Annotated in this window: 13 protein-coding genes; 10 read left to right on the top strand and 3 right to left on the bottom strand. The window is 66.8% G+C overall.

Going from position 1 to position 15,475, the window contains the following annotated elements:
• Position 1 precedes the first annotated feature (1 nt).
• Positions 2-907, top strand: a complete 906-nt coding sequence (locus IQ782_RS01795) for a fructose bisphosphate aldolase (protein WP_194132890.1) — start codon at positions 2-4, stop codon at positions 905-907.
• A 168-nt stretch (positions 908-1,075) separates the two neighbouring features.
• Positions 1,076-1,531: a baeRF12 domain-containing protein gene (locus IQ782_RS01800; protein ID WP_194132891.1), complete on the top strand. Its 456-nt coding sequence runs from the start codon at positions 1,076-1,078 to the stop codon at positions 1,529-1,531.
• Between the two features lie 95 nt (positions 1,532-1,626).
• On the opposite strand, the gene IQ782_RS01805 is transcribed toward IQ782_RS01800, so the two are convergent.
• Positions 1,627-2,178, bottom strand: a complete 552-nt coding sequence (locus tag IQ782_RS01805; RefSeq protein ID WP_194132892.1) for an LOG family protein — start codon at positions 2,176-2,178, stop codon at positions 1,627-1,629.
• Positions 2,179-2,286: 108 nt separating this feature from the next.
• Here IQ782_RS01805 and IQ782_RS01810 point away from each other — a divergent pair, with 108 nt between their 5' ends.
• The 5 genes from IQ782_RS01810 (at position 2,287) to IQ782_RS01830 (ending at position 9,447) form a co-directional block, all read left to right on the top strand.
• Positions 2,287-3,612 (top strand): LysM peptidoglycan-binding domain-containing protein, encoded by a 1,326-nt coding sequence (locus tag IQ782_RS01810; RefSeq protein ID WP_194132893.1) that lies wholly within the window; start codon positions 2,287-2,289, stop codon positions 3,610-3,612.
• A gap of 148 nt (positions 3,613-3,760) precedes the next feature.
• A complete protein-coding gene (locus IQ782_RS01815; protein WP_194132894.1) occupies positions 3,761-5,572 on the top strand; it encodes an ABCB family ABC transporter ATP-binding protein/permease in 1,812 nt (603 codons plus the stop codon).
• Positions 5,573-5,884: 312 nt separating this feature from the next.
• A complete protein-coding gene (locus tag IQ782_RS01820) occupies positions 5,885-8,038 on the top strand; it encodes a malate synthase G (RefSeq protein WP_194132895.1) in 2,154 nt (717 codons plus the stop codon).
• A gap of 129 nt (positions 8,039-8,167) precedes the next feature.
• Positions 8,168-8,596 carry a GlcG/HbpS family heme-binding protein gene (locus tag IQ782_RS01825; protein WP_194132896.1) on the top strand — a complete coding sequence of 143 codons (429 nt, stop codon included), beginning with the start codon at positions 8,168-8,170 and terminating at the stop codon, positions 8,594-8,596.
• A 65-nt stretch (positions 8,597-8,661) separates the two neighbouring features.
• Positions 8,662-9,447, top strand: a complete 786-nt coding sequence (locus IQ782_RS01830; RefSeq protein ID WP_194132897.1) for a gamma-glutamyl-gamma-aminobutyrate hydrolase family protein — start codon at positions 8,662-8,664, stop codon at positions 9,445-9,447.
• 15 nt (positions 9,448-9,462) lie between these two features.
• On the opposite strand, the gene kynU is transcribed toward IQ782_RS01830, so the two are convergent.
• Complete coding sequence (gene kynU / locus IQ782_RS01835) at positions 9,463-10,671, bottom strand: kynureninase (protein WP_277347825.1); 1,209 nt, start codon at positions 10,669-10,671, stop codon at positions 9,463-9,465.
• A complete protein-coding gene (locus IQ782_RS01840) occupies positions 10,668-11,417 on the bottom strand; it encodes an SDR family NAD(P)-dependent oxidoreductase (protein ID WP_194132898.1) in 750 nt (249 codons plus the stop codon). The genes kynU and IQ782_RS01840 overlap by 4 nt, the downstream gene beginning before the upstream one ends.
• Before the next feature lie 187 nt (positions 11,418-11,604).
• On the opposite strand from IQ782_RS01840, the gene IQ782_RS01845 reads away from it, so the two are divergent.
• The 3 genes from IQ782_RS01845 to IQ782_RS01855 all read left to right on the top strand — a co-directional run bounded on the left by IQ782_RS01845 (position 11,605) and on the right by IQ782_RS01855 (position 15,211).
• Positions 11,605-12,048 (top strand): methyltransferase family protein, encoded by a 444-nt coding sequence (locus IQ782_RS01845; protein ID WP_240989024.1) that lies wholly within the window; start codon positions 11,605-11,607, stop codon positions 12,046-12,048.
• Positions 12,049-12,184: 136 nt separating this feature from the next.
• The gene (locus IQ782_RS01850) at positions 12,185-13,762 is read left to right on the top strand and encodes a Re/Si-specific NAD(P)(+) transhydrogenase subunit alpha (protein WP_194132900.1); all 1,578 of its coding nucleotides are present in this window, start codon (positions 12,185-12,187) and stop codon (positions 13,760-13,762) included.
• A 15-nt stretch (positions 13,763-13,777) separates the two neighbouring features.
• Complete coding sequence (locus tag IQ782_RS01855; protein WP_194132901.1) at positions 13,778-15,211, top strand: NAD(P)(+) transhydrogenase (Re/Si-specific) subunit beta; 1,434 nt, start codon at positions 13,778-13,780, stop codon at positions 15,209-15,211.
• The last annotated feature ends 264 nt before the right edge of the window (positions 15,212-15,475 follow it).

The following is a 15,475-nucleotide window of genomic DNA, read 5'->3' on the forward strand; positions in this document are numbered from 1 at the left end:
CATGGCACAGGACAAGGCCGTTTTTGCAAAGCAAAAAGACCAGATGGCATCGGGCAAGGGCTTCATCGCCGCGCTCGACCAGTCCGGCGGCTCGACCCCCAAGGCGCTGCTCCAGTACGGCGTCGAGGAGAGCGAATACAACGGCGAAGCCGAGATGTACGGCGAGATCCACAAGATGCGCACCCGCATCATCACCGCCCCCGAGTTCACCAATGACAAGGTGCTGGGCGCGATCCTCTTCGAGCGTACCATGCGCGGCGAGATCGAGGGCCTGCCGACCGCGCAGTACCTCTGGGAAAAGCGCGGCGTGGTGCCCTTCCTGAAGATCGACAAGGGCCTCGAGGACGAGGCGAACGGCGTGCAGATGATGAAGCCGATTCCGGGCCTTGCGGAGTTTCTGAACGAGGCGGCGCAGGAGTTCGGCATCTTCGGCACCAAGGAGCGTTCGGTGATCCACGAGGCGAACGCAGACGGCATCGAGGCCGTGGTGGCGCAGCAGTTCGAGATCGGCCGCATGGTGATTGCCGCCGGCATGGTGCCGATCCTCGAGCCCGAGGTGAACATCCATTCGGCGAGCAAGGCAGAGGCGGAAGAGCTGCTTGAAGCGTCGCTGGCCAAGCACCTCGACACGCTGGCCGAGGGCGAGGACGTGATGATCAAGCTGACCATCCCCAGCAAGCCGGGCCTCTATGACGGTCTTGCCGATCACCCGCGCGTCGTGCGCGTGGTGGCGCTCTCGGGCGGCTACAGCACCGACGACGCCTGCGAGCGGCTCTCGAAGAACTCTAAGATGATCGCCTCCTTCAGCCGCGCGCTGGCCGAAGGCCTGTCGAAGAAGCAGTCGGACGGCGACTTCAACGCCGCGCTCGGCAGCAACATCGACAAGATCTACCAGGCGTCGCTCTGAGCCCCGCCTGATCCCGATGTCGCCACCTGTGGCGGCCTGCGCCCGGTCCCTCGAAGAGGGGCCGGGCGCTTTGCTTTCGTGATATCCTGTGAGCGGGGCTGTTCGGGCGCGAAGGGAACGCCGGACCGTGCCGGACGTTGACTCCCCGGAAGCAAAGGAGGAACGACAATGGCGATTCTCAGCAATGGCACATGGGTTCTGGTCGCGGACGGCGAAAAAGCGCTGTTCCTGCGCAACGACGTGGACGAGCGCGACCCTGATCTGAACGTGGTGCGCATTGAGACGCAGGAGAACCCCCCGGACCGCGAGCAATCGGCCAACCGCCCCGGCCGGATGGCCGACGGGGGGCCGGGGCAGAAGTCGGCGCTCGACGACACCGACTGGCACGAGCTGGCCAAGGAACGCTTCGCCGACGAATTGGCCGAGATCCTCTACAAGCTGGCGCACAAGGGGCGCTTTGAGCGCATCGTTCTGGTTGCGCCGCCCGCGACCTTGGGCGAGCTGCGCGCGAAGCTGCACAAGGAAGTGTCGAGCAAGGTGGTGGCCGAACTGGACAAGACGCTGACCAACCATCCGCTCGACAAGATCGAGAAGCTGCTGCGCGACGAATTTGCGACGGCCTGAACTATCAGGTCATGCAGAAGCCGAAAACGCCGCCCGGAATTGGCGGCGTTTTCTTTTTATAACAAGTCTTTGAACGTATATGTTCAGAAACGCCTTTAGCTCATCTCGCGTGCAAGGATGTCCATGACGCCCTCGGGGCTGTCGGCACTGTGCACGTAGTCGAGCAGCGAGGCCTCGGCAAATCCCTGGGCCACGACGTGATCGAGCAGCGCCTTCAGCGGCGTCCAGAACCCTTCGGTGTCGAGCAGCACGATCGGCTTGGCGTGAAGGCCGAGCTGGCGCCAGGTCAGCGCCTCGAAAAACTCGTCGAGACTGCCCGCGCCGCCGGGCATCAGAACGACCGCGTCGGCGTTCATCAGCATGACCTTCTTGCGCTCGTGCATGGTCTCGGTGACCACGAAGCGGGTGAGGTCGGTCTTGCCCACCTCGCGCGACAGAAGATGTGTCGGGATCACCCCGAAGGTGTCGCCGCCAGCCTCCTGGGCAGCGCGCGCGACCTCTCCCATCAAGCCAACGTCGCCAGCGCCGTAGACAAGTCGCCAGCCTTGTTGTGCAATGGAAGTGCCGAGCTTTGAGGCATCGGCAGCATAGCTGGATGCAATGCCGTGGCGCGAGCCGCAATAAATGCAGACAGATTTGGCGGTCATGTGGATAATCCAAAAAAATGCTGTTTTGACGGGTGATAACGGGATTGTTATAGGTTCTCAACCGCGCTCAGGAAGATGGTCGGGCGCCGTGTGTGGGATACGAGGAAGATGAACGACAAACTTTGGGTCTGGATCGGCTTGGGCGCAGCCGCTGTGGTTGGCGCGCTCTACGTGAGCGGCGTGATCGGCCCGAACCCCACGGAGATGAGCCAGCCTGCCGTGACGCAGGTGACCGAGACGCCGGGCAAGGCCGCTGCCCCTTCCGAAGCCCGCCCCGCACAGTCGGCAGAGACGCAGCCCGACGCGCCGCAGGTCGCTGACACGAATGCCGAGAACGCGGCAGAGGCCGCAGCCGACGCCGGAACCGGGGCGGCCCCGGAGACCCCGGAGACCGACGCACCCGCGACCGACGCGCAGGAGCCGGGCAGCGAGGTCGCGCTGGCGCTGCCCTCCGAGGGCGAGGCCGCCACCGAGACTTCGATGCCCCCGGCGGAGACCGATGCCACGCCCCCTGTGGCCGATGCTCCCGAGGCGGCGGGTGCCGCCGCGCCGAGTTTCGATCTTGTACGGGCAGAGCCCGGCGGGCTGATCACCGTCGCCGGGCGCGCCGTTCCGGGCAGCGAGGTCGTGCTGCTGCTCGACGGCGAGGCAGAGCTGACCAGCCCGGTTGGCGACGACGGCCGTTTTGCCGCCTTCTTCGATCTTCCCCCTTCGAGCGTGCCGCAGGTGCTGCGTCTGCGCATGTCGGTGAACGGGCAACAGGTCGACTCCGAGCAGGAAGTGATCCTGACCCCGCCGGTTCCGCAGGTCGCGTCTGCCGCGCCAGAGGGCGAGGCGACCGAGGCGGCGACCGGGCTGTCCGCTGCGGGCACCACGGAAGGCCAGTCGCCGGAGCCGGCAGCGCCCACGGTGCTGCTCTCGGATGCGCGCGGTGTCGAAGTGATGCAGAGCCCGCAACCCGTTGCCCCCGGCGGCGTGGCCATCGACGCGATCACCTATGACGATGAGGGCGGGGTGGAGCTCTCGGGGCGCGGCAGCGGCGAAGCCGTCCTGCGGGTCTATCTCGACAACAGCGAGGTCACCACGCTTCAGGTCGCGAGCAACGGCCGCTGGCAGGTGGCGCTTCCGCAGATCGCGGCGGGCACCTACACGCTGCGGGTCGATCAGATCGACGCGGGTGGCAAGGTGATGGCGCGCGCGGAAAGCCCGTTCCGCCGCGAGCCGCCCGAGAAGCTCGCCGCCGCCGCCGCGGAGCTGACCTCTGCCGAGGCGGTGACCGCGGTCACCGTGCAGCCGGGCAACACGCTCTGGGCCATCGCGCGTGAGCGCTACGGCGACGGCATGTCCTACGTGCGTCTGTTCGAGGCGAACAAGACGCAGATCCGCGACCCCAACCTGATCTATCCGGGCCAGATCTTCGCCTTTCCCGATTGATCCGCCCTTGGCCGCGGCGCCCCGGTTCGAGGCGCGCCGCGGCGAGTTGCGCCCGCCACCGCACAGGGGCCTGTGCGCTCCGGTCCTCTGGCCTTCGGAGGGGTGAAGCGGTAAAGGCATGATCCGCCAAGCCAAGAGAGCCGAGCCCATGCCTCCCGAGACAGATCAGACCGACCTCCAAGACGCCGAGCGCCGTTCCGGCATGCGCACCATCCGCCGCGTCGCGCCCTACCTTTGGCCCGAGGGCGAGGCCTGGGTGAAGCGCCGCGTGGTGACCTCTCTGCTGATGTTGGTGGCGGCCAAGTTGATCGCCGTGGGGACCCCGATGCTCTACAAGCAGGCGGTGGACAGGCTCGGCGGCGAGGCCTCGACGCTGCTGCTCGGCGCGGTCGGGCTGACGCTGGCCTACGGCATGGCGCGCATCCTCAACGCCGGCTTCCAGCAACTCCGCGACGGCATCTTCGCCAAGGTCGGCCAGCGCGCGCTGCGCAAGCTGGCGCTCGAGACCTTCACCCACATCCACAAGCTCTCGCTGCGCTATCACATCACGCGCAAGACCGGCGGGCTGTCGCGGATCATCGAGCGGGGGGTGAAGGGGGTCGATTTCCTGCTGCGCTTCCTGTTGTTCTCGATCGGACCGCTGGTGCTCGAGCTGCTGCTCGTGGGTGTCGTGCTCTTCTGGCTCTTCGACATCTGGTACCTGCTGGTGGTGGCGGTGACCATCGCGCTTTACGTATGGTTCACCTTTGCGGTGACCGAATGGCGCGTGAAGCTGCGGCGCAAGATGAACGCGCAGGACACCGACGCCAACCAGAAGGCCATCGACAGCCTGCTGAACTTCGAGACGGTGAAATACTTCAACGCCGAAGGCCGCGAGGCCGCGCGCTATGACGACGCCATGCGCGGATATGAGGATGCGGCTGTGAAGACCGCGACCTCGCTCTCCATGTTGAACTTCGGGCAGGCGCTGATCATCAACCTCGGGCTGGTGGCGGTCATGGTGATGGCCGCGCTCGGGGTGCAGAATGGCAGCCTGACCGTCGGCGATTTCGTCATGGTCAATGCCTACATGATCCAGATCACCATGCCGCTGAACTTCCTTGGCACGGTCTACCGCGAGATCCGCCAGAGCCTTGTCGACATGGGCCAGATGTTCGATCTTCTGGATCAGCCCGCCGAGGTTTCCGACAAGCCCGGCGCGTCGGCGCTGGCCGTGGCTGGCGGCGCGGTGCAGTTCGACAAGGTGCGCTTCGGCTACGACGCCCAGCGCGAGATCCTCAAGGGTATCTCGCTGACCGTCGGTGCGGGCGAGAGCGTGGCGCTGGTCGGCCCGTCGGGCTCGGGCAAGTCCACCATCGGGCGGCTGCTGTTCCGCTTCTACGACGTCTCTGGCGGGGCGATCCGCATCGACGGGCAGGATCTGCGCAATGTGACGCAGGACAGCCTGCACGCCTCGATCGGCGTGGTGCCGCAGGACACCGTGCTGTTCAACGACACGATCCGTTACAACATCGCCTACGGCAAGGATGACGCCACAGAGGCAGAGGTCATCGCTGCCGCGCGGGCGGCACAGATCCACGAGTTCATCAGCTCGCTGCCCGAGGGGTACGAGACGATGGTGGGCGAGCGCGGTCTGAAGCTCTCGGGCGGCGAGAAGCAGCGCGTCGGCATCGCGCGCACGCTGCTCAAGGACCCGCCGATCCTGCTGCTCGACGAGGCGACCTCGGCGCTCGACACCGAGACCGAGGCTTCGATCCAGAGCGCGCTGCGGCGGGCGGGCGAGGGGCGCACCGTGCTGACCATCGCACACCGGCTGTCGACGATCGCCGATGCCGACCGCATCGTCGTGCTGGAAAGAGGCGAAGTGGTCGAGGAGGGCACCCACGAGGCTCTGCTCGCCCGCGCCGGACGCTACGCCCAGCTCTGGGCGCTGCAACAAGCCGAGGAACGCGCGGCCTGAGCCGCCGGGGCAGGGTGTTTCCGGACGCCCGAGCAATTTTGGAAAGATGACTGGCGGGGGCGGGCGCGGCAGGCGTGCGCCCCTTTTCGCTGCGCGGATGCCTGACGGCATCGCCGGACTTGGTGCCCGAGGGTCGAGGGCGCTATCCTTTGCGCCGAAAGTGGCGGGAGCCGGGGCACGACAGGGGGCCGACGATCGGCCTGAAGAATAGCGGGTGGCGGATTTTGGTTAGTTTTTGTGACCACGCTTGTTGCCTATCGGAAACTTGTTTCCTAAACGTGACCTAACCAAGATTCCGAAGGAGGTGTCCCCATGACTGCCAGCACGACCGCCCGCATCGATCGCCACGGCCTGCAGATCGACCCGGTGCTCTGCACATTCGTCGAGGAAAAGGCCCTGCCGGGGTCCGGCGTCGAGGCAGACGCCTTCTGGGCGGCGCTGTCGCAGCTGGCGCATGAGTTCGGCCCGCGCAACGCGGCGCTGCTGGCCAAGCGCGACGCACTGCAGGAGCAGATCGACGCTTGGCACAAGGCGAACCCGGGCGTGCCGGACCTGCCGAGCTACACCGCGTTCCTCGAGGAGATCGGCTACCTGCTGCCCGAGGGGCCGGACTTCGAGATCGAGACCCAAAACACCGACCCCGAGTTCGCCTCGGTGCCCGGCCCGCAGCTGGTGGTGCCGATCACCAACGCCCGTTACGCGCTGAACGCCGCCAACGCCCGCTGGGGCTCGCTCTACGATGCCTTCTACGGCACTGACGCGATGGGCTCGACCCCGCTCAAGGGCGGCTTCGACGCCGCGCGCGGCAAGCAGGTCGTGGCCAAGGCCAAGGCTTTCCTCGACGAGAACTTCCCCGTTTCGGGCGGCAGCCATGCCGAGGCCACGGGCTACGCCGTCGAGGGCGGCGCGCTGCTGGTGGGTGGCAAGCCGCTGTCGAAGCCCGAGCAATTCGCGGGCTACCGTGGTGACGCCGCCGCGCCGGAGGCGGTGCTGCTGGTCAACAACGCGCTGCACGTCGAGCTGGTCATCGACCGGACGCATTTCATCGGCAAGGACGATGCCTCGGGTCTCGCCGACGTGCTGATGGAATCCGCCGTCTCGGCGATCATGGACTGCGAGGACTCGGTCGCCTGCGTCGACGGCGAGGACAAGGCGCTGGCCTACGCCAACTGGCTCGGCCTGATGAAGGGCGATCTGGCCGACACCTTCGAGAAGGGCGGCAAGCAGGTCACCCGCACGCTCAACGCCGACCGCAGCTACACCGCGCCGGACGGCTCGGAGCTGGTGCTGAAGGGCCGGGCGCTCATGCTGGTGCGCAACGTCGGCCACCTGATGACCAACCCGGCGATCCTGCTCAAGGACGGCTCGGAGATCTTCGAGGGCCTGATGGACGCGATGATCACCACGCTCATCGCCAAGCACGATCTGGCCAAGGACAGCGGCCCGCGCAACTCGACCGAAGGCTCGGTCTACGTTGTGAAGCCGAAAATGCACGGCCCGGAAGAAGTGGGTTTCGCCGACGAGATCTTCAGCTTCGTCGAAAAATCGCTCGGCCTGCCGCAATACACCGTGAAGCTCGGCATCATGGACGAGGAGCGCCGCACCTCGGCCAACCTCAAGGAATGCATCCGCGCCGCCAAGAACCGCGTCGCCTTCATCAACACCGGCTTCCTCGACCGCACCGGCGACGAGATGCACACGGCGATGGAAGCGGGCCCGATGCTGCGCAAGGGCGACATCAAGAACACCGCCTGGATCGCCTCCTACGAGGACCGCAACGTCGACATCGGTCTTGCCTGCGGGCTGCGCGGCAAGGCGCAGATCGGCAAGGGCATGTGGGCGATGCCCGACCTGATGGAAGCGATGCTCGCGGCGAAGATCGGTCACCCGAAGGCCGGGGCCAACTGTGCCTGGGTGCCGTCGCCCACCGCCGCCACGCTGCACGCGCTGCACTACCACATGGTGGACGTGCTGGCCCGCCAGGCCGAGATCGCCGAAGGCGGGCCGCGCGGCACGCTCGAGGACCTGCTGACCATCCCGGTCGCCGCCGGTGCCAACTGGTCGGAAGAGGAAATCCGCGAGGAGATCGAGAACAACGCCCAGGGCATCCTCGGCTACGTGGTGCGCTGGGTCGACCAGGGCGTCGGCTGCTCGAAGGTGCCGGACATCCACGACGTCGGCCTGATGGAAGACCGCGCGACCTGCCGTATCTCCTCGCAGCACCTGGCCAACTGGCTGCACCATGGCGTGGTCTCCGTCGAGGAAGTGCGCGGCGTGATGGAGAAGATGGCGGCCGTGGTCGATCGCCAGAACGCCGGGGACGCCGCCTATACGCCGATGGCACCGGGATTCGACACCGTTGCCTACAAGGCTGCCTGCGATCTCGTGTTCAAGGGCCGGGTGCAGCCCTCGGGCTATACCGAGCCGGTGCTTCACCGGCGGCGGCTGGAGCTGAAGGCGGGCTGAGCCGGGGCCGCGCGTGTGATCTGCGTGGGAGTGAGGGGGCTGTCTGCCCCCTCACGCTCCCCCGAGGATATTTCCACCTAGAAGAAAGGGCGGGCGCGGCGCGTCTGCCGGAAGAAAGGGAGAGAGACGATGGCAGGAATTTCGCTGAGCCGGGCGCGGACGATCATTCGCAAGGCGCTCGAGGCCGGGAAAGAGGCGGGCATGGCACCGCTGTCGGTGGTGGTGCTGGACGAAGGCGGCCACGTGCAGGCCTTCGAGCGCCAGGACGGCGCCGCGCCGGGCCGCTTCGAGATCGCCTTCGGCAAGGCTTACGGCGCGGTGATGCTGGGCATGCCCGGCTCGGCGCAGATGGCACGGGCCGAGAGCCAGGCCTATTTCATCGCCGCCGCCAACGGCGCTTTCGGCGGCAAGCTGATCCCCGTGCCGGGCGGCGTTTTGGTCAAGGATTCCAAGGGGCGGACCCTGGGCGCGGTCGGCGTGACGGGCGATACTTCGGACAATGACGCAGCTGCTGCAAAAGCGGGCATCGAGGCGGTGGGGCTGACCGCGGTCATCTGAGCCATCTTTCGCAGCGCCTGCACCTGCCTTATGTTTGTCCCAAACAGGCAAGGAGAGGCATGCAAATGACCCGCCCCGTCGTCGGCATCATCGGAAACCAGCATCTGCTGAATGAGCATTACCCCGCCCACGCGGGCGGGGTGATGAACACCGAGGCGATTGCCTGTGTCGCCGGGTGCCTGCCGCTGCTGATCGCGGCGGACCCGCGCTTCGTGTCGGTCGAGGAGTTGATGGCGACCTGCGACGGCTTCCTGCTCACCGGCGGGCGGCCCAACGTGCATCCCGAGGAATACGGCGAGGAAGCGACCGAGGCGCATGGCGCCTTCGACCGCGCCCGCGACGCCATCGTTCTGCCGCTGGTGCGCGCCTGCGTCGAGCGCGGCCAGCCGTTCCTCGGCATCTGCCGCGGCTTCCAGGAGGTCAACGTGGCGATGGGCGGCACGCTTTATCCAGAGATCCGCGACCTGCCGGGCCGGATGAACCACCGCATGCCGCCCGACGGGACGCTGGAAGAGAAATTCGCCCTGCGCCACAAGGTGACGCTGACCGCGGGCGGGCGGTTCCACCATCTCTTCGGCGCCGCCGAGGTGATGACCAACACGCTGCACGGGCAGGGCATCAAGACCCCCGGCGCGCGGATCGAGATCGAGGGGCATGCCCCCGACGGCACGCCCGAGGCGCTTTACGTCAAGGGCGCGCCGGGCTTCACCATGGCGGTGCAATGGCACCCCGAGTGGGATGCAGCCAACGATCCGGTGTCACGACCGCTGTTCACCGCCTTCGGCGACGCGGTGCGGGACTGGGCGGGCGGCGCCAAGGGGCAGGGTGCCCCCCGGCTTGCCTCGGTCTGAGCAGAAACGGCCCGATCAGGTCACGCGCTTGCGGCGCTGGTACTTGGGCTGATCCCAGAGCGCGCCGCGCAGGATGCGGGCGAGGATCTCCACCGCCTCGCGCACCTCGTCCTCGCCGATGTAGAGCGGGGTGATGCCGAAGCGCATGATGTCGGGGGCGCGGAAATCGCCGATCACCCCAAGGTCGATCAGCGCCTGCATCGCCGCGTAGCCGTGCTCGAAGCGGAAGCTCACCTGGCTGCCGCGCTGATCATTCTCGCGCGGGGTGGCCAGTTTCAGGCCCGGACAATGGGTCTCCACCTCCTCGATCATCAGCCCGGTGAGCGCCAGCGAACGCTTGCGCACCTCGGCCATGTCGAGCTTGTCCCAGACATCGAGCGCGGCGTCGAGCGCCGCCATCTGGATCACCGGCGGCGTGCCGACGCGCATGCGTTCGATGCCCGGGGCGGGGCGGTAGCTGCGCTCGAAGGCGAAGGGCGTGTCGTGGCCAAGCCAGCCCGAGAGCGCCGGCTCGGCATGGCCCGCGTGGCGCGGGGCGACATAGATGAAGGCCGGCGCGCCGGGGCCGGCGTTGAGGTACTTGTAGGTGCAGCCGACGGCGAAGTCGGCCTTGCCGCCTGCCACATCGACCGGCACCGCGCCGGCCGAATGCGCCAGGTCCCAGATTGCCAGCGCGCCCATCTCATGCGCCCTGGCGGTGAGCGCGGCGACGTCGTGGCGGCGACCGGTACGGTAGTCGACCTCGGTCACCAAGAGCACGGCGACCTCCTCGGTGATCTCCTCTTCCAGCCGGTGCGGCTCGGCGAGACGCAGCTCGTAATCGTCGCCCAGCAGCTCGATCAGCCCCTCCGCCATGTAGAGGTCCGACGGGAAGTTGCCGGTGTCCGACAGGATCACCTTGCGCCCGGGGTTCAGCGCCACGGCGGCGGCCAGCGCCTGGAAGACCTTGATCGACAGCGTGTCGCCGACCACCGTGTGGCCGGTCTCGGCGCCGATGAGCCGGCCGATGCGGTCGCCGAGGCGGGTCGGCATCTCCATCCAGCTGCAGGCGTTCCAGCCGGTGATGAGGTGATCGCCCCATTCCTCGGTCAGCATCTTCTGGATGCGCGCGGGGGTTGCCTTGGGCAGCGGGCCCAGAGAGTTGCCGTCGAGATAGATCATCCCGAGCGGCAGGTGGAACTGGTCCTTGGTCCAGTCGAAGATGGAGCCTGTGGGGGTGGTCAAAATGCGCCTCCTGCGATTTCGATGGCCTGACCGTTCACGCTGCCCGAGCCGGGGCCGCAGAGCCAGAGCGCGGCGTCTGCGATTTCCTCGGGGGCGATCAGGCGGTTATGGGGATTGGCGGTGTGGACGAGGCGCGTCGCCTCGTCACGCGTCAGCCCGTCTCGGGCCATGACGCGGATGATGTTCTGCGCGGCGATCCCGGTCTCGACATAGGCCGGGCAGAGCGCGTTGAAGGTCAGCGGCGCGCCGGCGTGATCGGCGGCGAGCGCCCGGATCAGCCCGACCAGACCATGCTTGGCGGCGACATAGGGCGCGGCGCGGCGCATGCCCTTGATCCCGGCGACCGAGGAAATGGCGATGACCCGGCCCCAACCGGCCGCCTGCATGGCGGGCAGGGTCTCGCGGATGGTCAGGAAAGCGCCATCGAGGTTGACCGCCATGCTGCGGCGCCAGTCGTCGAGCGAGATGCCGGGCAGTTCGGCGGGCTCTGCAAGCCCGGCATTGGCGATGCAGATCTGGATGGGGCCGCGCGCGGCGCTGGCGGCGGCGATGGCGTCGCGCACCGAGGCCTCGTCGGTGACATCCATCCCCTGGGGGTGCAGGCCGGGGCCGGCGGCGGCCTCGAGCACGTCGGCGCGGCGTCCGGAGATGATGACCTGCGCGCCCGCGCTGGCCAGCGCGCGGGCAATGGCGAGGCCGATCCCGGTTCCTCCGCCGGTTACCAGCGCGTGGTATCCTGTCAGCATCTCGCTCCCTCGTCCTGCGCGGCGAAAGTGGCGGGGATTTGCGGCAGAGGCAAGCGCGGGCTGCGGCATATCGCCCGCGCGACGTCGCGGAAACGCCGCGATAGAAAGGAAAAAGCCCTAGGGGCGCCTGGGGTTGACCCCGTCGAGGCAAAGGAGGTGAGAGGCGATGCCAAGATCCGTCGGTCGCATGCTCGACCTGCCGCCGCTCTGGCTTCTGAGCTGCCTGTGCCTGGCCTGGGTGCAGAAAGACCTGCTGCCACTGGGGCTGGGCTTCGGCTCGGTCTGGGCGGACCTTCTGGGCGGGCTCCTGGTCGGAGGCGGTGTGCTTCTCGCAGCCTTGGCGCTGCTGGAACTGCGGCGTCAGCGCACCACCTTCATGCCGCATGAGGAACCGGACCGTCTTGTGACCTCGGGCGTGTTTCGCCTTTCGCGCAATCCCATCTATCTGGGAGACGTGATGATTCTGGCGGGCTTCATCCTGTACTGGGACGCGGTGCCGTCGCTGGTCTTGCTGCCGATCTACGTCTGGCTGCTTGAAAAGCGCTTCATCGTGCCGGAGGAGGGCCGTTTGCGACGAAAGTTTCTTGCGGAATTCCGTAAGTATGAGAAACAAACCAGAAGATGGCTTTGAATTTCCTTTGCCATGTGATTAACCGGGTCGTTCCGGTTGTGAGCATGTCACCGCGCGGGTAGACCATACGTCAACCGAACAGCAAACAAGAGACCATGAAGGGTCGGACACTCGGCCTAAAAGGGGGACGAATTACGTGAAGATCGGAACGCCGACAGAGATTTTCGAGGGAGAGGCGCGCGTCGCCATGACCCCGGACTCGGCGCTGCAACTGCAGAAGCTGGGATATGATTGCCTGATCCAGTCAGGCGCCGGCGCGAAGGCAGGCTTTGCCGACGCGGCCTATGAGGCCGCTGGCGTGACCGTGGTTGCGGATGCCGGGGCGCTCTGGGCGCAGGCGGACATCATCGCCAAGGTGCGCCCGCCGAGCGAAGAGGAAGTGGCGTATCTGACGCCCGAGAAACTGCTGATCTCCTTCTTCTACCCGGTGGCCAACGAGGCGCTGATGAAGCAGGCCGCCGATCTCGGCGCCAGCGTCATCGCGATGGACATGGTGCCGCGCATCAGCCGCGCGCAGAAGATGGACGCGCTGTCGTCGATGGCCAATATCGCCGGCTACCGCGCGGTGATCGAGGCGGGCAACAACTTCGGCCGCTTCTTCACCGGCCAGGTGACCGCCGCCGGCAAGGTGCCGCCCGCCAAGGTGCTGATCGTCGGCGCCGGCGTGGCAGGTCTTGCGGCCATCGGCACCTCGACCTCGCTGGGTGCGATCACCTACGCCTTCGACGTGCGGCCGGAAGTGGCCGAGCAGGTCGAATCCATGGGCGCCGAATTCGTCTACCTCGACTTCGAGGAAGAGCAGGCCGACGGCGCGTCGTCCGGCGGCTATGCCTCGGTCTCCAGCCCCGAGTTCCGCGAAGCCCAGCTCGCCAAGTTCCGTGAACTTGCGCCGCAGATGGACATCGTCATCACCACCGCCCTCATTCCGAACCGGGAAGCCCCCGAGCTCTGGACCGAGGACATGGTCAAGGCGATGAAACCCGGCTCGGTGATCGTCGACCTCGCGGCCGAGCGCGGCGGCAACTGCAAGCTGACGGTGATGGACGAGAAGATCGTCACCGACAACGGCGTGACCATCATCGGCTACACCGACTTCCCCAGCCGCATGGCGACGCAGAGCTCGACGCTCTACGCCACCAACATCCGGCACATGATGTCCGACCTGACGCCCGGCAAGACCGACGGCACGGTCGTGCACAACATGGAAGACGACGTGATCCGCGGCGCGACCATCGCGCACGCCAAGGATGTCACCTTCCCGCCGCCGCCGCCGAAGACCAAGGCGATCGCGGCGCAGAAGCCGAAGGAAAAGGCTCCCGAGCTGACGCCGGAAGAGAAGCGCGCGCAGGAAGTCGCCGCCTTCAAGGCGCAGACGAAGCAGCAGGTGACCCTGCTGACCGTCGGTGCCGTGCTGCTGCTCGGCGTGGGCCTCGTCGCGCCCGCCAGCTTCATGCAGCACTTCATCGTCTTCGTGCTGTCGGTCTTCGTCGGCTTCCAGGTGATCTGGAACGTCTCGCATTCCCTGCATACCCCGCTGATGGCCGTCACCAACGCCATCTCCTCGATCATCATCCTTGGCGCGCTGATGCAGATCGGCTCGGGCAACTGGCTGGTGATCATCCTTGCCGCGCTCTCGGTCTTCATGGCCGGGATCAACATCTTCGGCGGCTTCCTCGTGACACGGCGCATGCTCGCCATGTTCCAGAAATCGTAAGGAGAGGTGGGGACAATGGAATTCGGATTCACGACGGCGGCCTATGTGGTCGCGGCCGTCCTGTTCATCCTGTCGCTCGGCGGCCTCTCGGGGCAGGAAAGCGCCAAGCGCGCCGTGTGGTACGGCATCGTCGGCATGGGCCTCGCGGTCTTTGCCACGCTGATCGGCCCGGGCTCGGGCCTCTGGCTGCTGTCGGTCATCCTGATCGCGGCAGGCGGCATCATCGGCACCTATGTGGCCAAGAAGGTCGAGATGACCGAGATGCCGCAGCTGGTCGCCGCGATGCACTCGCTGGTCGGCCTTGCGGCGGTCTTCGTCGGCTTCAACGCGCATCTCACCATGCGCAGCGTCGAGAAGGCACGGGCGGCCGGTGAGGCGGTGCATGGCACCTTCGCCGAGCTCGTCGCGCACAAGACCCCGGTCGAGCTGAGCATCCTGCAGGTCGAGCTGTTCCTCGGCATCTTCATCGGCGCGGTGACCTTCACCGGCTCGGTGATCGCCTACGGCAAGCTGGCGGGCAAGGTGTCCTCCAAGGCCGAGAAGCTGCCGGGCGGGCACATGCTGAACGCGGGCGCCGCGGCGCTCTCGGCGATCTGCCTGATCTGGTACATGAACAGCGGCGGGCTCTTCCCGGTGCTGATCATGACCGCCTGCGCGCTCTTCATCGGCTACCACCTGATCATGGGCATCGGCGGCGCCGACATGCCGGTGGTGGTCTCGATGCTGAACAGCTACTCGGGCTGGGCGGCGGCGGCGATCGGCTTCTCGATGTCGAACGATCTGCTGATCGTCGTCGGCGCGCTGGTCGGCTCCTCGGGTGCGATCCTGTCGTACATCATGTGCAAGGCGATGAACCGTTCGTTCGTCTCGGTGATCCTGGGCGGCTTCGGCGGCACCTCGGGCCCGGCGATGGAAGTCGAGGGCGAGCAGGTGGCGATCGACGTCGATGGCGTCGCCTCGGCGCTCGACGAGGCCGACAGCGTCATCATCGTGCCGGGCTACGGCATGGCTGTGGCGCAGGCGCAGCAGAACGTCGCCGAGCTCACGCGCAAGCTGCGCGCCAAGGGCAAGGAGGTGCGTTTCGCGATCCACCCCGTGGCGGGCCGCCTGCCGGGCCACATGAACGTGCTGCTGGCCGAGGCGAAGGTGCCCTACGACATCGTTCTGGAAATGGACGAGATCAACGAGGACTTCCCCGAGACCGACGTGGTCATCGTCATCGGCTCGAACGACATCGTCAACCCCGCGGCGCAGGAAGACCCGAACTCGCCCATCGCCGGCATGCCGGTGCTGGAAGTGTGGAAGGCCAAGCAGGTCTTCGTGTCGAAGCGCGGCCAGGGCACCGGCTACTCGGGCATCGAGAACCCGCTGTTCTACAAGGACAACACGCGGATGTACTACGGTGACGCGAAACAGTCGATCGGTGAGCTGCTGACCAAGATCGGCTGATCCGAATATCGGCTTGTGAACGGGGGCCCCGCCAGCGATGGCGGGGCCCTTTCCGTTGCCGTGCGCCTGCCCGGCGCGGCGCGTTTTCTGCCGGCGGGATCTGCGTATTTGGAAAGAGAAGAAACCCAAGGTTTGCCGCCGCCTTCTTCTCTTTCCAAATACGCACATCCCATGCTGTCCGCGGGCGCGACGCGGGGCAGGGCGGCGCGCGCCCGAGGGAAAACAGCGGTTTGTGCGCGTGGGGGGCGATAGTGGGGGCGCAAC

It is taken from the genome of Salipiger mangrovisoli (assembly GCF_015223355.1).
Lineage (GTDB): Bacteria > Pseudomonadota > Alphaproteobacteria > Rhodobacterales > Rhodobacteraceae > Salipiger > Salipiger mangrovisoli.